We start from the raw sequence: 19,088 nt of genomic DNA on the forward strand, positions 1-19,088 counted from the left end.
AATTATACCGATACTTTCGATTTCTTATGTTTGACTCCTCATTTTTAAGGGCTCTTGTTTTTGGGCTATAAAAACAAAATAACCCGTGCACGCACGGGTTATAAATCATCACATTATCTCAAAGTAAAGTCACCTTTTGAAAAGTGTTATCCTTCATCGTTCTTACGACTCGAATATTCTTGATATTCGTGGGATGCCCGAGAACGGTTTTAAACACCCAATAGGGTTGTAAAGTTTCGATTTCGACTTCTTCCCCAAGCTCTGTTTTAATGAGTTGGATAAAGTCTCCCATATTTGGAGCTTGTCCGACTTCTTTAAAGAAGGAGATCTGCCGGAAGGTTCGCTCCCCAGATAATGAGGTGATTTCTAGGGTTGTGGAATATTTATCCTTTGACGTGATTTCATTGTCTTGTCCCTTGTGCTCTGCCATTTTACTTAATTCCCTCTCCACAAAATATTTATTATATGAATTATATCGACAGAGGGAAAAAATAAATTATCTCTTTCTTTCATTTCTTAAGATTTGTTCACACTTTTTTTATCTCTATTTTGATGTCACCGGCAAGATGCCTCCTGCAAAAGGAGAAAGGATAAGCCCGGCAGCCAAAACAGATGAGCAAATCTGGCAAACGCTCAAGAAGCGAACAAACTGTTTCGCCTTTATCAAAAAATCGCGGTTGCCGAAGGCGCAGGAACCGGAGCTGGCGGTCTTGTGTTGAATGCGGTGGATTTTCCGGCATTCATTGCGATTAAAATGAAGTTTCTGTTCGAATTGGCCCATGTCTACGGGTATGACACGAAGGTGTTTTCCGAACGCGTATCGCTTGCGTAAACTAAATGATCAGACGAGTTAACCCTCACTCCGCCCCTACCACTGGATGCGGTACGTATGGTTCTTCAAGATAGGCCATTTCCTCCGCGCTGAGTTTGACCGATAACGCCCCAACTGCATCTTCCAGATGCGATAGTTTTGTAGCGCCCACGATGGGTGCTGCGACCTGTTCCTTCTGCAACAGCCAAGCCAGCGCGATATGTACGCGAGGAACACCGCGTTTCTCCGCCACTTCTGCCACACGCTCGATAATAAAACGATCCGCCGCTGCGGTGGGATCGTACTTGGATTTTTGAATCGCATCGGTTTCCGAGCGATGGGTGGTGACCGATGCATCGCGAATCAAGCGGCCGGAAGCGAGCGGGCTATAAGGCGTTACGGCGATGTTTTGGTCTTTGCAGAGCGGCAGCATCTCCCTCTCCTCTTCCCGATAAATCAAGTTGTAGTGGTTTTGCATGGAAACAAACCGGGTCCATCCGTTCTTCTCAGCGACATACTGGGCCTTCTGGAATTGCCAGGCGTACATTGCAGAAGCACCTATATACCGGGCTTTCCCCGCTTTCACCACGTCGTGCAGCGCCTCCATCGTTTCCTCGATAGGCGTGTTGTAATCCCAACGATGGATGATATAAAGGTCCACGTAATCGGTCCCCAGCCGCTTCAGGCTCTTGTCAATTTCGCTCAATATCGCTTTCCGCGATAATCCGGCTCCGTTGGGACCGGGATGCATGCGTCCCCACACCTTGGTTGCAAGCACGATTTCGTCCCGGTTCGCGATCTCTTTAAGAATTCGTCCCGTGATCGCTTCGCTGGTCCCGGCTGCATAGACGTTGGCTGTATCAAAGAAGTTGATGCCCAGCTCAAGCGCTCTTTGAATGATTGGGCGGGCCTTATCCTCATTCAGCACCCAGGAATGCCATCCTGGTACCACTTCGCCAAAGCTCATGCAGCCGAGGCAAATTCGCGAGACGTCCAATCCGGTATTCCCTAGCTTCACATAATCCATCGTTCATTCCTCCATGCGATGAAGTCTGATCCTCTTTATTATCTCTCAAAGAAAAAGACGTCCGCAATTCAAATCTCTTGCAAACGTCTAATTCGGATGCGCTTTAGAGTACGGTGTCGTCCACCCCGTCCAGCCACGCTTCGATGCTTCCGATCACCGAAGTGACGCAGCCGTCTTCAAACGGTGAAATCAAGCCGGACGTTTGGACCAGCTCCGTGAAGGATTGGCTGCCGCCTTGCTGGCATAAGCGCAAGTAGTCGGCCCACGCCGCTTCGCGGTCTTCATGCATCTTCTTCCAGAACTGAAACGCGCAAATCTGTGCCAAGGTATAATCGATATAATAAAACGGCGAATTGAAGATATGCCCCTGTTTGTGCCAGTACCCGCCCCGTTCCAAATAGGCGTTATCCGCATAGTTCCGGTAAGGCACATACTTGCGTTCAATCTCCCGCCAAGCTTGCTTGCGTTCCGCCGGCGTCGCCTCCGGATGCTCATAGACGTAATGCTGGAATTCATCCACCGCCACGCCGTAAGGAATGAAGATGACTGCACTAGCTAAGTGATCAAAGCGGTATTTATCGGCCTGTTCTTCAAAGAACAAATCCATCCAAGGCCAGGTGAAAAATTCCATGCTCATCGAATGAATTTCACAGGCTTCCAGCGTCGGGAATTGATACTCCGGCACCTCGTAGCCCCGGCTTTCATACATTTGAAATGCATGCCCTGCTTCATGTGTCAGCACATCGATATCGCCGGACGTCCCGTTGAAATTTGAGAAAATAAACGGCGCCTTGTAATCGCTGATAAAGGTACAGTACCCGCCAGCCTGTTTACCTTGTTTGGACACGAGATCCATCAATCCATTTTCCGTCATGAAGGTGAAGAATTCATTCGTTTCCCGAGACAGCTCGCGATACATCTTCGCCCCGTTCTTCACAACCCAGTCGGGATCGCCTTTCGGCACCGCGTTTCCGGATTTGAAAGCAAAGCTCTCATCATAGTACAGCAGCTGGTCCACGCCGATCCGCTGCTTTTGCCGCTCCTTCAGCTTCGTGGTCACAGGCACAATATGCTTGAGAACCTGGCTTCGGAAGTTCGCTACCTTCTCGGCATCGTAATCCGTCCGCGACAGGCGGGCATAACCGAGCTCCACGAAGTTGCGGAATCCAAGCTTCTTGGCGATCTTGGTCCGCACTTGGACCAACTCGTCATAGATCCGGTCAAGCTCATCTTCATGCTCGGCCAAAAAACCGTACGCCGCTTCGGCCGCACGCTTGCGAACCCCCCGATCCGTCGATTGCTGGAACGGTATGAGCTGGGACAAGTTGCGTTCCTCGCCTTCAAACGGAATTTTTGCGGAGGCGATCAGCTTGGCGTATTCCGTGGTCAGTTTGTTTTCCCGCTGCAGATCCTCGATGACGTCCGGGCTAAACGTCTTTAACGACAGCTCGGCAAGCCGGAACAGCTGATGTCCCCATTTTTTCTCCAGCTGGCCGCGGAATTTCGAATGAACTAAAACCCGGTAGTAGTCTGTAATCGATTCCTGCACAACCGGGCCCACTTCATCATAGAAGTCCTGTTCCGCTTTATAAAACTCGTCGTTTGTATTGATCGTATGCCGGACGCTGGCGATCTCCTGCATTGTATCGAAGCCGCTTCTAAGTTGATTGATTTCCCGCATGATCCGGTCTTGCTCTTCATAAGAAACCGCACTTGTAAATGCCTGAAGAAGCTCCTTAAATCTCTGTTGGAAAGCTTGGACATCGGGCCGTTCATATCGGTATTCGCTAAATTTCATGGCATACACCTGCCTTTTCAAAGATTAGATAAATTTGGAATTAGAAAGAATACGAACATTATACTAAATCCTCTTTCGGGATCGCAATCACGACACGGTTTGCGAAAATAATGGATCAACGATTCTACGCGCTCGGAGGTTTTACCTTGGTCCACCAAGCATGGAGCCACTGTATTTTTCGTATGCTTTCTCAAAAATTCGTAATGGTGATTTCCGCTAACGATGATGTATCCTCCGTGCTTCCGGCTTTTGCGGACAACCATCAGATGCATGCAATCCTGCGCGGCCTTTCGAAGCGACTTGATTCGCTGGGTAAGTTGAACAGAGATGCCGGGTCTAAGCTTGTTAAGAGGGATATATTGCACCGTAAATCTCATGGAGCCACCCCTTTCCGATGAACTTAACTATATGTATATGCCTCATCTGCCCAGCTTGCATCCTTAGCCTGAAAAAAGCGGTTTGAGACTGATGACGCTCCCCTATTCTCCCTTCGAGGGATTCCACCGCCCTCCTCGATTCCTTTCAAAATAGCCGGGAAGCACCCAATAGCTTTCTTTGTCGTCATCATATAGGGGTCATTGAATCTTGGGTTGTACAGCGTCATATCAGTGTAGATCCAATCCAGGAGTTCTTTTATCATTGGCCTAAAAACTTCTGCATCGCTTTCTGGATCGAAATGTTGCTCGCCCAACCGATCGCTCGATTCGTTATGAAAACAATGCATGTCAAACAAGCTGCCAAAGCTGCCCAGTTAGATAACGTCGAGGCGTAGAAAGCTACAATAATTAACAAAAAACAAGGCAATCCGCTTTTGCGGTTTGCCTTGTTTTTTTATATCCCACCGTTTATTTAAACAAATCCGGATACATTTCTTTCGCCAACTGCTCCATCCCATCAATCGTGTTGTAGCCATAGCCAAACATATAGTTGTAGTCGACCGCGTAGATCTGTTTGTTCTTGATCGCCTTCATGCTGGATAATTTCGGATTGTTATAAAGCGCTTCTTTGAGCGTGTTGGGATCCGATCCGTCATAGGTTCTCCAATCCGGGACGATCAGGACGTCCGGGTCGGCCCCGATCAGCGATTCCACACTTACCTCGTCGCTGGTATTATTTTCGAAGACATTCTTAAGCTTCACCATATGGAACGCATCGTTAAAGAAGGTTTCAGCATGGGCGGCATAGACGCTGACTTCATTTGGATCGCTCATAAATAATAAAGCGAAGGTTTTTTCTTCGGTAATGCCCGCCAGTTTGGAGCTAATGACTTCTTGTCTTGCTTTTAATTCTTGAATAAATTCATTTGCCTTATCCTGCACATTAAAGATTTTCCCTAAATTCTCGATATCCTTGTAGACTGATTCATAGGTTCCTCCGGTAATCGAAGACTCTAAAACATAAGTTTTAATGCCCATATCATTTAATACGTCAACGGTGCCGACACCCCAATCGGCGTTCTCAAATAAACCGCCGCGCCCAAAGACCAGATCCGGATCCGTTCCAAGGGTAACTTCCTTCCCAACGTATCCATCGCTCAAAATGTTCAGTTTGTTGTATTCCTCTTCCACCGATGGATCCGGTGCACCGAAGTTTGCTCCGACCCCAACAATTTTATCGCCTAACCCTAAATGCAACAGCAATTCAGCGGCTGGTCTTGTATTCGCCATGATCCGTTCAGGCGCTTTGTCGAAGACTTGCTCTTTCTCTTCCCACACCGTACCGCCTTCCGCTTTCGCGTAGTTAACGATCGTTACGGGATACTGGCTGGTAGCTGCTTCTTGATTTTGAGCTTGGTTTTGAGTTTGATTTTCAGTTTGATTTTGCGCTGACGCCGAGCCGCTGCTTGTGCTTGTGCTCGTGTTTGCCCCTCCGCAAGCCGTTAATGTCAGCAGGAATGTTAAACTTAAGGCAAGCCATATTTTCTTCTTCATCCTTCGTTCTCCCCTTCTAAATTCCATATGCGAAGCTTAATCCGTTCGTAATCGGATTGATATATGTCTGGCATTTGATGTGATAAAGTGACTCGATAACTTCCGGTGTCAGAACTTCTTCCGGTCTTCCGTGTGCATAAACCTCGCCGTCCTTGATCGCATATAGGTAATCGCAATAATGGGCGGCCATTTCCAAGTCGTGAAGCGCTGCCAACACACCGATCTGCAGCGACTTCACACAGGTTAAGATCTCTAGCTGATAACGAATATCCAAGTGATTCGTAGGTTCATCCAAAATCATGAACTTGGGCTGTTGGGCAATGGTTCTCGCTAAAATAACCCTCTGCTTCTCGCCCCCGGACAAAGACAAATAACTGCGGTTTTTGTATTCGAGCAGATTCGTTCTTCTTAAGGCTTCCTCTACGATTTCATAATCCTCTTGCTTATCGGACTCCAGCAATTTTTTGTGGGGTGTCCGGCCCAACATCACCATTTGTTGCACCGTTAGATCAAAATGCATCTCATTAAATTGACCGACCACGCCTAATTGTTGCGACACCTTTTTTTCTGAAGTCTTTAATACATCCATATCATTCAGAAAAACGGTGCCGTTCTGCGGGACCAAGCTCTTGTAGATGCTTTTTAGCAACGTCGATTTTCCGCATCCATTGGGGCCGATCAGTCCAACAAACTGCTTGTTTTTGACGTGGATCGAAACATTTTTGACGATTTCTCTTTTTCCGATCTTGATCTCCAAGTGTTTCGCGGTCAATTCCATGCTTTAACCTCCGAAATTGTAGCCTTTTTTCACGATCATATAGATAAATAAGGGCGACCCAATCACCGAAGTAATGATCCCGATGGGTAATTCGACGTTATGGATGAGCGTTCTGGACAAAATGTCCGACCAGATCAGGAACAGTCCGCCTAGAAGCAGGGTTCCAGGCATCAATCGCTTGTGGTCTGCGCCAAATAGACCTCGGGCGATATGCGGGATGATCAGACCTACGAATCCGATCATCCCAGCGTAAGCCACCATCGTACCGGTAATTAGCGCGGTCAAGACCATGTACAATTTGCGAAAAATGCTTAAGTTAATCCCCAGGGTAATCGCGGATTCATCGCCTAACAGCATCGTGTTCAGCACGCGATGTTGAAATAGAAACAGCCCGCACCCTAGAATCACAATCACCGCCAGGATCGGTGTTTTGTCCCAACTGGAGGAAGCCAAACTGCCCATCGCCCAGAAGGTCACGGATTTAATTCCCTCTGCATCGTTGGCGAAATAGATGATCAAGCTGGAGAAGGAGCTGCACAAAGCGCCGAGGACAACCCCGGATAACACGAGCTTCACCGATGTTGCTTTGCCTCCAATGCTGGATAGAATCAGCACGGCGATCGACGCGATCATCGCGCCAACAAAGGCACCAAAAGCTACGCCGAACTGGGACAATAGCGCACCGCTTCCGAACCCGATCAGTATGGCGAAGGTGGCTCCAAGCGAAGCGCCGGACGAGATGCCAAGTATGTATGGATCCGCGAGCGGGTTTTGCACCACGGCCTGCATGACGGCTCCGCACAATGCGAGTCCCATGCCGATAAGAAGAGCAAAGATGACACGAGGCATCCTAACTTGCAGAATAATGTTCAGGTAGGATTGGTTATCGATATGCTCCAGCGACCCCCATCGACCGTGTGACAAGAAGTTCAGCATAATGGTTATCGCTTGTTTAAATGGAATATGGACTTGACCAATGGATACGGAATAAACCGCGGATACCCCAATCAGTACGATTAATAGGAGGATTAAGAGGTAATAGAGACTCCCCATTTTTTGATTCGCGGCTGTAGTATTCAGAATTTCACCTCCCATAAAACGATGATCATGATAATGAGAATCATTATCATAGATATGATAATAAGACATTGTTCATAAAATTACAATCCGAAATTTGAAAATTTTTTAAATAAAAAAACCGCGATGAACGCGGTTGAAAGTATGTTATAGTTGTACCTGTTTGGTCGCAATCCGCTCGCAAAACTCGCGATCATGCTCAACAAACAATATCGTAGGCTCATAGGTTAGCAGCAAATCTTCGATCTGCATACGCGAGATCACGTCAATGAAATTCAGCGGTTCGTCCCATACCAGCAAATGCGCTTTTTCGCAGAGGCTTTTCGCGATAAGCACCTTTTTCTTCTGGCCCCCGCTGTAATCCGCGATATCCTTCTCAAACTGCAATCTGGAGAAATCCAATTTCCGCAAAATCGCTTTAAACAAACTTTCATCAATGTCATGCTCTCTGGCAAAATCGGTTAAATTCCCATGCAGCCAAGAGGTTTGCTGAGACACATAAGAGATTTTCAATTGGCTCCCTTGACGTACCGTGCCGGTATAGCGGATATCCTCCCCGCAAAGCAGCTTCAGAATGCTTGACTTTCCCGAGCCGTTACGGCCCATCAGCACGATCCGGTCGCCTAGTTCGATCGTAAAGCTGATATCGCGGCACACCTGCTTCTCGCCGTAGTGGATCGAAACGCGGTCAAATTCGGCAAGCTGCGTTTTATGGTAAGGCAGCTGGGCGATTTTTAAGCTTTCTGAGGCTTCAATGTTCTTGAGCAGCTTCGACTTTTCCTCGATCGCGTTCTGTTGTCGTTGCTCGATCGATTTGGAGCGCTGCATCATCTTGGCCGCTTTATGACCGATGTAGCCCTTATCCACTTTGGAGCCGGAATTTCGTGTGCCGTTTTTCGTACTTTCCACCTTATGCGACCAGTTGCTCGTCCGCTTCGCCGCTTCCGACAGGCGTTTAATGTCTTTCTGCAGCCTTTCGTTTTCGGCTAACTCATAGTTGTCCTGGCGCCTTTTATTTTCCCACCAATCGGAGAAATTGCCCTTCTGAATCTCAATGTTTGTCTTGTTGATGGACAGGATGTGATCCACGCAGCGATCCAAAAAGGCGCGATCATGAGAAACCAGGATAAACCCGTTCTTGCGGTTTAAATAATCACCCACGAGCTCTCTGGCTTCCATGTCCAAATGGTTCGTTGGTTCATCGATCAGCAGGAAGTGATTCTCTTTCAGAAATAAGGCGGCAAGCATTACCTTGGTCTGCTCCCCGTTCGACAAAGACTCGAAAGGACGGTACAGCACATCATCGGACACCTGCAGTAAAGAAAGCTCACGCATGAGCTCCCACAACTCATAGACCGGAACAATTTCCTCTACAACATCCAGCGTATTCTTCTCCGGATGCTTGACCTCAAACGGGAAGTAATCGAAGCTGACATCCGCGGAAATTTGTCCGCTGTATTCGTATTTGCCGAGCAGCAAATTCAGGAAGGTCGTCTTCCCCCGTCCGTTCCGGCCGGTAAAGCCCAGCCTCCAATCGGTATCGATGCGAAAGCTCACATCCTCGAAAATGTTATCGTAACTGCCTTCATAGGCAAACGTTAGATGGTTCACATGAATTAATGACATGAACAACATCCCTCCTGCATAAAAAAATGGGCTGCAAGAAAGATACCTTTCCTGCAGCCCAAAAATATACAACAAATCCAACCCTGCCGGCGGGGATGGATTTAGAATATATACGATTGGAGTGAAAGGATGAAGTATCTTTCTTGCATAAGAAATAAACCATGCGATTCAAGCTCGCATTACGGTTCCATCTTCTTAGCAAGAAATATCCATCCGTTTCAGCTCCCTCATTTAAGATAGTCGTATTCTAACATACTGCTGACATGAGTGCAAGGCACACCACAGCAATTCAAATCGATCTTAGGATGACATGCTCAAGTTTCCCGGTTAATGATGTAGTGCAGTAAGTGTTTAAGAAAAACCGGAGGTTTCGGGAGCTCCATGAGCGCTTCCATCGCCAGGCAATAATGCTCCCACATCGCTTTGTTTGCCTCAGCCGTCCCCAGTACAGTCACATAGGTGGAACTGCCGTTTTCAATGTCCTTCCCCGTTGGTTTGCCGAGTAAACGCGGATCCCCTTCCCCATCCAGCAGATCGTCTTTGATTTGAAAAGCGATGCCAGTGTGATAAGCAAAATTCTTCAGAACGGCGATTTCCGTCTCGTTAGCCCGAGCCAAAATCGCCGGTGCTACCAAACAGGCTTCAAACGCAATTCCCGTCTTGTAGAAGCAAATCCGGTCGAGCTCCTCTACGGTTAACACCTTGCCTTTGGCGTTTAAGTCCATCGCTTGCCCCATGCAGATCTCCCCGGCCTTCCGGGATAAGTATTGCAGCAGCGCCAGCACGGACTCGTTGTCGAAGCCTTTCAAAGATGCCTGCTCTTCCACCGCCTTCTGGATCAGGAAAATTCCCGTAAGCTCGGCAATGGCGCTGTTATGCACTTCATGCAGCGTTGGCTTGCCACGGCGGGATGGAGAATTGTCTTGAGACGGTAAGTCATCAAAGATCAGAGAGGCGGTATGCATGTATTCGAGCGCCCGGAACAAAGGGGATAACGCAGCCGGATCCAGTCCGTATACCTGCACGCCCATCACCCATGCTAAGATCGGGCGGAGCCGCTTCCCGCTGCCTTCCAGACTGTAATTGGCCGTATCCACCAGGAGGGGATCTTCCGTAATCAAAGACGATGCTGTGCTTGTAATTGGCAATATCGCATCTACATGCTTTCGAGCGGTTTGGACAAGCTCAACAAATGCTTCTTGCTCTTGCCGATTCGCTCGCAACGCCATTAGCAACTGGTCCCGCAGCCATTTGTCGTAGAAATCTACATCCGCCGCACGACGAACCAGAAGCTGAATCAGATCCTCCAGCTCCGGATGACCGATCGAAAAAATCGCCAAGACTTCATGAAACCGCTCTACTCCAACCCGTCTTTGATATCGTTTGAGTCCATTGATGGCACGCGCTAAAATGATTTCACGGGTTTGGGGCTCCGAACGGTAGACATGGTGGATCAAATGCGAAATGACCGCCCAATACAATTCAAACGGATTGATCAAATCCGGTCGTTCATGCCGGTAGGTCAAATAATACGTATAAGGCGTGACCGCTCCTGCATCAAGGTCTGCGGCCATGTCCGCAAAGTCGTCAGCCAGCTGATTGTAGAGGCCGTAATAGAATACACGCTGGTCAAACCCCTCATCCTGGGGAGCAGAAATCACGGAACGAACGATCAGCCGCGACGAGGCGGATTTTAAAATAATGGGCAGGTATAACTCTTCATTGGTATAATGCGCATCATGTAATGTTTTGCAGCGATCGGCGTCCTGGGATTCAAAAAAGATATACGATTGCTCGAAAAATACGTCCTGCGTACCCGGATTCTGATAACCGCGGATAAATTCATACGCTTCCCGAAGCTCAGTATGGATATATCGAACCAGCTCTTGATGGCGGCCGCTCCACTCCCCAAGCTCGGGTACAATACCCGTTCGGATCGTCAAGCGAATCATACGGGAATATTGTTCCTGCTCTTCGGCATTTAAGGCTCCGGAATCCAGCAGGTCATCAATAAACGGGTAGGTCAGCCCGTAATAATATCCCAGTTTGATTGCCTCTCCGAGCCGGCGGGAACGCTCCGCAGAGCCTTTGTGGCCCTCCATTTCGTCCATGACGTGCATCACGACGCCCAAGATGATTTTGATGAGCTTGCGCTCGGCTTCCTCGGCATTCATTTCTGGCGGGAGATGGGACCTAACGCCCTTTAACCGCTCCATCACCCAAATCACCGCTTCCTCCACGCCCTCTCGCTGAGCCCAGCGATAGACGGAAGCTAAGCTGATCATCTCTTCCATGATTCCCGTTCCGACCGTTGCTTCATCCGGTGAGACGAGAGACTTCTTCAAACCGCCTGCCATGCGTTGGATCTTGGCACGGGTTCGGGGATCGGACAAATCCTGACCGAGATCCCGCAGATACATATAGGAAACGCTCCGCTCCAAATAATCGTCCAGCTTCCCTGCACGGGCCAGCCATGCGAGAAACCGGGAACCCTCCGATGAATCGGGCGGTTTGGCGCCGCGTCGCCAGATCGGGAGCAATTTCTGACGTGGAAGGTGCTTTTTTTTCCACCATATGAAATCATCGAGCAGTCTGGACACGTAGCTCTTCGAGCGGAGCTGTTCCTGCAACAAGTCCAAGTAACGTGCGGCTTTGCTTTCGGCCCGTTGATACCACCTATCCGCTTGTTCCGTGTTCGCCTTCATTATCGTCATCGTTGCATCCCTCGGCTTATTTTTGTCTTCTTCCAAGACCATTATCTTTTATAATAGTATAAACGACAGAACGTCAAAAACGTGCAATAGTCTGTATCCAACCTAGACTTAGGTCTAGGAATGATTTTATGGAAGGAGGGGACGCGGGCATGCGATTTCCAGCTTATATTCGGGAGTTTGTCGCAGCATGGCGGGATTACCGAGCAGATCCGAACACGCTGATCGGACAGCGTTATCTGATCCAGGACGTGATCGGCGAAGGCAGCTACGGAATCACCTATCTCGCCCTCGATCAGCTGGAGCATCGGCCGGTTGTCTTGAAGCAAGCCAGGCCCAGCAAAGGCGCATTGTCCGGGCAGCTGTTGGAGCAAGAAGCACGGATCCTGCAATCCTTAAATCACCCGCGGCTCCCCGTTTTTAAAGAATGGATTACGAATAAACGTCATTCCTTTTTGGTGATGTCCTTGGTGGAAGGATCAACGCTGGAGGATTTGATTTTTGAGCAAGGACAACGCTTTGGCGAAGCAGATAGTGCCCAAATCACCCTGCAGCTGCTGGAGCTGATCGGGTACATCCATCAGCAGGGATTCGTTCATCTTGATTTGCGAATGCCTAACATCCTGCTGCAGGAGGGACAACTCAGCCTAATCGATTTTGGGTTGGCCCGCGCGATGGGTGAACCACCGTTGTCACTGCTGGAAGTTAAGTCATTTCGTGGGTCCATCGGGTCAAGTCCATATGTGACTCGTTTACAGAGCCCGGCGGAGCCGCAATCGGATCTGGTGGATGTCGGCCATTTTATGCTGTTCTTGCTCTACTCTGCCTTTGAATCCTCTCGCTCCGCCACAAACTCTAAGGATCTAAGCTGGCAGGAAGAGCTGCCCCTCTCCCACTCCCTGATCGAAATCATTGAGCGGCTGCTCCAACTGCGCCAGCCCTTTGCGGACGCTTTAGAAGCTGCTAAGGCCATGCGCGTCTTTTTGTCCCAGGCGGCGGAACGTCCGTTTTCTTTTATGTCCAACAACGAATACAATAGAATGTAAGGATTTCATATCAGAAAGGTAGGGACATGACATGCTGAGAAGATTTCTGAATAAATTACTTCATTCCGCTACGCATAGCCATCGAAGGCATTACGTCAGCTCGGCTAGACATTACGGTAAGCGCTACAGCAGCAGCCACGGGTACACTCGGCCGATGATGGGACGCTCCTCCTCCGACTACAAGCACCGCCACGGCTACATGGGATCCGGTTATTACAAATCGAGAAGACATAGCTCCAGTTAGCCGGAAACCTGTCTCCCCCTCAACCTTTGAGGGGGATTTTTTTCTCACCCCTTCCCTGACTTCCCGCTGAATGCCAAAAGTTGTAGGTTGTCCCGCTCTACAGTCTTCCCTACAATGTTGTAGGGAAAGGAGGTCACCCAAAATGAACAAATTCCGAGGATTCCTTTTACTCTTTGTGATCGTGCTCTCGGTAGGCCTGTTGGGCGGAGCAGCGCCAACGCAGGCAGCCTCCGGGACGCTGAAGCTGGGCTCCACGAGCGGGGATGTCTGGGATCTTCAATACCGACTGAAGGCGCTGGGCATCTTCAATGAACAACTTACCGGATATTACGGGACAAAAACGCAACAAGCCGTGCGTACGTTCCAGTCGCGTTACGGGCTTCAGGTTGACGGTGTGGCTGGCCCCCAGACTTGGGCGGCGCTGAGAAAATATTCGCTAAATCAAAGCGAAATGGATCTGTTGGCCCGAGTGATTTATAGTGAAGCTCGAGGTGAGCCGTATACCGGACAAGTGGCGGTGGGTGCCGTCGTCATGAATCGGATTCAATCGTCTTTATTCCCTGATACAATCAACGGTGTCGTGTTTCAACCGGGCGCCTTTACTGCGGTCGATGACGGACAAATTTGGCTTACACCGGACCGCACGGCTTATCTAGCTGCACTGGATGCGGTCAGAGGTTGGGATCCGTCCTACGGTTCGCTTTATTATTTCAATCCAAAAACAGCGACAAGCAAATGGATTTGGTCGCGTCCGCAGAAGCTTCAAATCGGCAACCACATCTTCACTAGTTAGTTTCCCCTGAAAAAGTCAGGGTGTTTTGAGCATAATTAAAAGGAATTCAGCACCTCAAAATGGAAATTGTTATTGACGAGATAACAAAGTTCCACACCCCGAGGGAAGAATTCCTTTGCTATAGGAGTTCAACAGAAGCCCTCGGGAATCCTTCCAAGAGGTGAAGAAAATGTTGAAACTTCGAGACGAGCAATTGACCATCTGGGATGCCATTCTCCCGGAATCTGTTAGAAAGTTGCCGGTCGAGCTTGCAATCATAGATCAATTACTGGACGACGACCGTTTTCTTCAACCGTTTACTGAGTTGCACCCGAAAGGCAAGAAAAGCGGCCGTCCTACGCTTGCAATTGAAAAGTACATCCGTCTTATGGTCCTGAAGCATAAATACAATTTGGGCTACGAGTCACTCGTGAAGGAAGTCGGTGACAGCATCACATGGCGAATGTTCTGCCGGTTTGCCATCGACGAACCGATGCCCGACCCGTCTACGCTCATCTATGCCCGCAAACGCTACGGCGACAAGATCGTCGAAGACATCAATGCCGCACTCGTAAAGCAGTGTGAGGAAAAAGCCGTTCTGAAAACCCGCAAATTGCGCACGGATACGACGGTTGTGGAATCCGACATCCATCACCCGACAGACGCTACGCTGTTGCAAGATGGCGTAAAAGTCATCACTCGAACGATTCAGAAAATCCGGAAAGTCGCCTCCCACACTGTTCAAGGCTTTGAAGATCGTACGGCAGAAATCAAGGAAAAGATTCTGTCCATCGCGAAAGTTCTACGTCGCCGCACCCGTGAATCTTGGGAAGAAGTTGACCGGATCACTGGGAGCGTAATCGAAGTAGCCGAGAACGTTGTGAACAAGGCGCAAGCCGTTATCGAGAAACTGCAAGACAAGGGCAAAGCTGCTCTTCGACAAAGTAAAACCAAACTGACCGAGGCGGTCACGCTAACCGGCAAGTTGTTGGAACAAGCCAAACAGGTCGTTTCCGGCAATCGAATCATCGCAGATCGGATCGTCAGTTTCTTTGACCCGGAAGCAAGACCGATTAAGAAAGGTAAGCTGGCCAAAGGAACTGAGTTCGGCTACAAGGTGCGAATCGACGAGACGGAAAGCGGCTTTGTGACCGGCTACGCTGTCTACGAGGGGAACCCCTCGGATGATGAACTGCTCGTTCCCGCTGTACAGGCGCATATCAAGCAATTCGGCAAAGCGCCGCAAGCTGTAGCGACCGACCGCGGTTTCTCAAGCAAGAAGAACGAAACGGCCATTACCGAACTTGGTGTGAAGCGAGCTAGCTTGCCGCGAAAGGGCAAAAAAGGCATTGCCCGATCCGAGTACGAAAACGAATTATGGTTCAAAGACTTGCAGCGTTACCGTGCAGCTGGAGAAGCGAAGATTAGTCTTCTCAAGCGGAAGTACGGTTTGAACCGCAGCAGGTATCGGGGCTTTGTCGGCTCAAAATGCTGGGTCGGCTTCGGGATTCTGACCCACAACCTGCAAAGAGCGGCAAAAATGCTCCAAAACTAACATGGAAACCGATCATTAGGGAAAGTTCCCCCTCACAACCCAGCCAGCAACCCGAAACTATTTTTGAAAATCGACTTTTTCAGGAGCAACTAGTTAATGAATCAGAGCTGAAACAGGGTCTTGCGAATTTCGCAAGATCCTGTTCTTTTAAGAAGCACATTCCTAAATGCCCCTGCACTATATATAAAAACTGCACTTATTACAAGTAAAGGGGACAAAGAAGACGATGCCCATTAAAAACGGAAAACAGTACATCGAACGGATCAACCGCAAGCGCATCCGGTTATGGTACAACGGCGAACGCGTTAACGTTCCGTTATCCGAGCACCCTGCCTTTCGAGGTCTGATCCGGACGCAGGCCGCGATGTACGATAAGCAATGCGAGGATGACCTGCGGGACGTCATGACGTATGTGTCACCGACCACCGAGGAGCGCGTTGGCCTTTCATTTTTGCCGCCGACCACTCCCGAAGAGTTAGTTCGCAGAAGGAGGATGTCCGAGATTTGGGCCGGTTTGCATCATGGATTTCTCGGCCGTTCCCCCGACTATATGAACACCGCGTTGATGTCGTTTTATACCGCTGCCTCCATGATGGAGGCTGTCGCGCCGGAGTATGGACAGAATCTGCGTACGTATTACGAGTATTGTCGGGAAAATGACATCACGTTATCCCATGCCTTTGTTCAGCCGATGATCAGCAAAATGTCCGGACCGGTTGATCATGATGAATCCCTGGCCGCCAAGGTGGTAGAGATCCTTCCTGAGGGTCTTGTCGTAAGCGGTGCTTTTCTGATGGCGACCCAGGGACCCACCTGCGAGGAAATCCTCGTCCTCCCCACGCCTTCCTTTATGTTGGGAGACGGGAAGGTGAATCCCAGCGCATTCGCTTTTGCGGTACCAAATGATTTGGAGGGAATGACCTTTATTTGCCGAGAGAGCCACGCGTTTGATTCAAGTTATGATCACCCCCTCTCCAGCCGGTTTGAGGAAATGGACACGATGGTGATCTTTGATCGGGTTCTCGTTCCGCGGGATCGGGTATTTTTCTTCGGCGAAGAGGATTTGTGCGATCGGTTGTTTCATGAAGGGCACTTCCATGCATACGCCGGTCACCAGATCCTCACGCGGTACATTGCGAAGACTGAATTTTTCCTAGGGCTGCTGCAAGCGTTGGCCATGGAGCAGAATGCGGATGGCGAGCCCTCGTTCCTTCATTCAATCGCCAAAATCATGGCAATGCTGGAGAACCTGAAAGCATTGCGTATGGCGGCCGAGACCGGCGGAACCTTCACCGCATCCGGTTACTATGTTCCAGCGCTGGCACCGCTGACCGCCGCGGGTATCCAGTTTCCCGATCTGCATGAGGAAGCGCTGAAGATGATCCGTACGATTAGCGCCAGCCAACTGATCATGAACCCGTTTGGGGCAGACTTCAATTCGGAAAACCAAGCTTACCTCGATACCTATTTGCAGGGAATATCCAGTCTGGCAAAAGATCGCATCGCCCTCTTCAGGCTGGCCTGGGAGCTGGGCGGCAGCGCGTTTGGCGGCAGACAAAACCAGTTTGAACGCTTCTTCTTTGGGAATGGGAAGACGATCGCAAGCCGCATGTATGGCTGCTACGAAAGCCTGGAGCAATACAAGTCGCGAATTTACCAGTTTCTTGGCCTGAGTGAGAAGCACGAAAAATAAAACAATTTCCATGGCATTCGCCCAACCGCCCTCTCCGCATTTGCATATGATGATTGTGCCTATACATTGAAGGGAGCGATCACATATGGGATTTTTTCCATCGCCGGGACCCGGCGGAGGATTTCCGGGAGGGCCTGGCGTACCTGGTGGTCCAGGATTTCCAGGTGGTTTTCCAGGGGGAGGTCCTGGAGGATTCCCAGGTACTCCGGGAGGAGCACCGGGAGGCGTTCAGCCGCCAACCTCTCCACCACCACAATTTGTACCGCAAATGCAAGTCGGCACGTTTGCCATCGATCCGGGCGGAATTAGACGTTGCTTGTTCCGCAACACCTACGTTTGGCTGAACAATGGGGAGCAATTCTGGTTCTTCCCGGTATTCGTCGGGCGGAATTCGATTGCCGGATTCCGGTGGTTTGGTTTCTTCTGGGGATACTTCGGCATCGATTTGAATCGGATTCGCTCATTCACGTGCTTCTAAAGCAGACAGCGAAGGAGATAGCCCACAAACGGCTCTCTTTCGCTTTTGCTTTTCCCTAGCTTGTCCACTTGAAAAAAGGACCTCCATCCCGCACCAACGCGGAAATGGAAGTCCTCATTGTTACGTACCTCACCAGAGCATTTGAACGACCAGGAACAGGTTCAAGCTAACGACCAAAGCGGAGATCATCCACCCCAGCGTTGTGGTCACCCGATGATTCACGAGGCCGCCCATAATTTTGCGGTTCGAGGTGAACAAGATCAAAGGAATCAAGGCAAAGGCAATCCCAAACGACAACACCACTTGGCTCATGACCAGGGCATTCGTCGGGTTCACGCCCGACACGATGATCGCCAGCGGCGGAATGGTGGTAATCGCCCGCCGCACGTACAGGTTAATTCGTTTGTTGATGAACCCCTGCATCACCACATCCCCGGCCATCGTACCCACCGAAGAACTCGAGAGGCCGGCAATCAGCAGTCCCAGTCCGAAAGAAATGGCGGTGAACGGTCCGGCGATCGTTCCGAATTGTTGGAAGGCGACGTCCAGATCTTCAACCACTAGACCATTTTTGAAGAGCAGCCCTGCGGAGACAACGACCATCGCCATATTCACGGCCCCGGCAATCAACATCGCCAACACGATATCGATGAATTCCAGTTTAAAAATTTTCTTCTTCTCGGCCTCATTGCGTCCCACAATCCGGTTTTGTGTTAACGAGGAGTGCAGATAAATCGCGTGAGGCATTACGGTGGCCCCTAAGATACCCGCAGCCAGCAAGACGCTGTCCACTCCGTCAAAGCGAGGAGTCACTAAGCCTGCGCCAACGGCAGCAAAATCCGGATTCGCCGCAATCACTTGAAAGGCAAAGGCCAAAACAACGATCAGCACCATCGCGGCGATTCCCGCCTCCAGTGCGCGATATCCCCGACGCTGCAGCTCCAAGATCGCAAAGGAGCCAATCGCGGTGATCACGGCAGCGGGCAGCATCGGAATGCCAAATAGCAGATAGAGCCCTAACGCCGCCCCGATAAATTCGGCCAGATCCGTAGCGATAATGACCAACTCGCTCTGAATCCACAGGAAGATCGACACGCCCTTCGGAAATCGATCGTGAGCAACCTCGGGCAAATTCTTGCCAGTGGCGATCCCTAGTTTCGCCGATAACGACTGAATCAGCACCGCCATCAAATTCGAAGCGAAAATCACCCATAACAATAGATACCCGTACTTCGATCCTGCGGTGATGTTCGTTGCAAAATTACCGGGATCGATATAAGCAACCGCAGCGATAAACGCAGGTCCAAGAAACGGAAGAAGCCGTTTCAGACCTTTCGTTCTGCCGTCCAATGCGGCATGTACGGACGTTTTATGATCCAATCCATTGGATGTGACTGGAGTCGTTTGTTGCGCAATACTTTGTTCCATCATGAGAATCCCTCCCTTGCGCTTGCGCCCACTAAAGTTGTCTATATCCATTAAAGTTTCCTCAGTGCAACTTTATAGTTTTAGTATATGCCTCATTTTGAAAAATGTAAATC

16 protein-coding genes and 1 pseudogene are annotated in these 19,088 nt (G+C 49.7%); 7 read left to right on the forward strand and 10 right to left on the reverse strand.

Features of this window, described 5'->3' with window-relative positions:
* Positions 1-118: 118 nt before the first annotated feature.
* Positions 119-430, reverse strand: a complete 312-nt coding sequence (locus tag ACL02P_RS06475; RefSeq protein WP_009223317.1) for a hypothetical protein — start codon at positions 428-430, stop codon at positions 119-121.
* A gap of 204 nt (positions 431-634) precedes the next feature.
* Between ACL02P_RS06475 and ACL02P_RS06480 the strand changes: the two are divergent.
* Positions 635-820, forward strand: a pseudogene (locus ACL02P_RS06480) (EcsC family protein); the annotation flags it as partial.
* A 37-nt stretch (positions 821-857) separates the two neighbouring features.
* Here ACL02P_RS06480 and ACL02P_RS06485 read toward each other — a convergent pair.
* The 8 genes from ACL02P_RS06485 to ACL02P_RS06520 all read right to left on the reverse strand — a co-directional run bounded on the left by ACL02P_RS06485 (position 858) and on the right by ACL02P_RS06520 (position 11,762).
* Positions 858-1,838: an aldo/keto reductase gene (locus ACL02P_RS06485; RefSeq protein WP_009223316.1), complete on the reverse strand. Its 981-nt coding sequence runs from the start codon at positions 1,836-1,838 to the stop codon at positions 858-860.
* 103 nt (positions 1,839-1,941) lie between these two features.
* Positions 1,942-3,636, reverse strand: a complete 1,695-nt coding sequence (locus ACL02P_RS06490) for a M3 family oligoendopeptidase (RefSeq protein ID WP_412836983.1) — start codon at positions 3,634-3,636, stop codon at positions 1,942-1,944.
* Positions 3,637-4,036: 400 nt separating this feature from the next.
* Positions 4,037-4,327, reverse strand: a complete 291-nt coding sequence (locus ACL02P_RS06495) for a hypothetical protein (protein WP_412836984.1) — start codon at positions 4,325-4,327, stop codon at positions 4,037-4,039.
* Between the two features lie 154 nt (positions 4,328-4,481).
* The gene (locus ACL02P_RS06500; protein ID WP_339302141.1) at positions 4,482-5,567 is read right to left on the reverse strand and encodes an ABC transporter substrate-binding protein; all 1,086 of its coding nucleotides are present in this window, start codon (positions 5,565-5,567) and stop codon (positions 4,482-4,484) included.
* Positions 5,568-5,583: 16 nt separating this feature from the next.
* On the reverse strand, positions 5,584-6,345 hold the full coding sequence (locus tag ACL02P_RS06505; protein WP_339302140.1) for an ABC transporter ATP-binding protein: 762 nt from the start codon (positions 6,343-6,345) through the stop codon (positions 5,584-5,586).
* A 3-nt stretch (positions 6,346-6,348) separates the two neighbouring features.
* Complete coding sequence (locus ACL02P_RS06510) at positions 6,349-7,440, reverse strand: iron ABC transporter permease (protein ID WP_339302139.1); 1,092 nt, start codon at positions 7,438-7,440, stop codon at positions 6,349-6,351.
* Positions 7,441-7,569: 129 nt separating this feature from the next.
* Positions 7,570-9,048 carry an Lsa family ABC-F type ribosomal protection protein gene (locus ACL02P_RS06515; RefSeq protein ID WP_323076551.1) on the reverse strand — a complete coding sequence of 493 codons (1,479 nt, stop codon included), beginning with the start codon at positions 9,046-9,048 and terminating at the stop codon, positions 7,570-7,572.
* A 314-nt stretch (positions 9,049-9,362) separates the two neighbouring features.
* A complete protein-coding gene (locus ACL02P_RS06520) occupies positions 9,363-11,762 on the reverse strand; it encodes a polyprenyl synthetase family protein (protein ID WP_009223309.1) in 2,400 nt (799 codons plus the stop codon).
* Positions 11,763-11,911: 149 nt separating this feature from the next.
* Here ACL02P_RS06520 and ACL02P_RS06525 point away from each other — a divergent pair, with 149 nt between their 5' ends.
* From ACL02P_RS06525 to ACL02P_RS06550, 6 genes are all read left to right on the forward strand, one after another.
* Positions 11,912-12,805, forward strand: coding sequence for a serine/threonine protein kinase (locus tag ACL02P_RS06525; protein ID WP_412836985.1), 894 nt, complete (start codon positions 11,912-11,914; stop codon positions 12,803-12,805).
* A 31-nt stretch (positions 12,806-12,836) separates the two neighbouring features.
* Entirely contained in the window at positions 12,837-13,049 is a 213-nt protein-coding gene (locus ACL02P_RS06530) for a hypothetical protein (protein ID WP_412836986.1), read from the forward strand.
* 142 nt (positions 13,050-13,191) lie between these two features.
* Positions 13,192-13,842, forward strand: coding sequence for a spore cortex-lytic enzyme (gene sleB / locus ACL02P_RS06535; protein WP_036643830.1), 651 nt, complete (start codon positions 13,192-13,194; stop codon positions 13,840-13,842).
* 169 nt (positions 13,843-14,011) lie between these two features.
* The gene (locus tag ACL02P_RS06540; protein WP_019007868.1) at positions 14,012-15,376 is read left to right on the forward strand and encodes an ISNCY family transposase; all 1,365 of its coding nucleotides are present in this window, start codon (positions 14,012-14,014) and stop codon (positions 15,374-15,376) included.
* 226 nt (positions 15,377-15,602) lie between these two features.
* On the forward strand, positions 15,603-17,069 hold the full coding sequence (locus ACL02P_RS06545) for a 4-hydroxyphenylacetate 3-hydroxylase family protein (RefSeq protein ID WP_323076549.1): 1,467 nt from the start codon (positions 15,603-15,605) through the stop codon (positions 17,067-17,069).
* A gap of 85 nt (positions 17,070-17,154) precedes the next feature.
* A complete protein-coding gene (locus ACL02P_RS06550) occupies positions 17,155-17,547 on the forward strand; it encodes a hypothetical protein (protein ID WP_036643827.1) in 393 nt (130 codons plus the stop codon).
* Positions 17,548-17,676: 129 nt separating this feature from the next.
* On the opposite strand, the gene ACL02P_RS06555 is transcribed toward ACL02P_RS06550, so the two are convergent.
* Entirely contained in the window at positions 17,677-18,978 is a 1,302-nt protein-coding gene (locus ACL02P_RS06555) for an Nramp family divalent metal transporter (RefSeq protein ID WP_412836987.1), read from the reverse strand.
* Between the last annotated feature and the right edge of the window lie 110 nt (positions 18,979-19,088).

This window comes from Paenibacillus sp. MB22_1 (assembly GCF_047200555.1).
Lineage (GTDB): Bacteria > Bacillota > Bacilli > Paenibacillales > Paenibacillaceae > Fontibacillus > Fontibacillus phoenicis.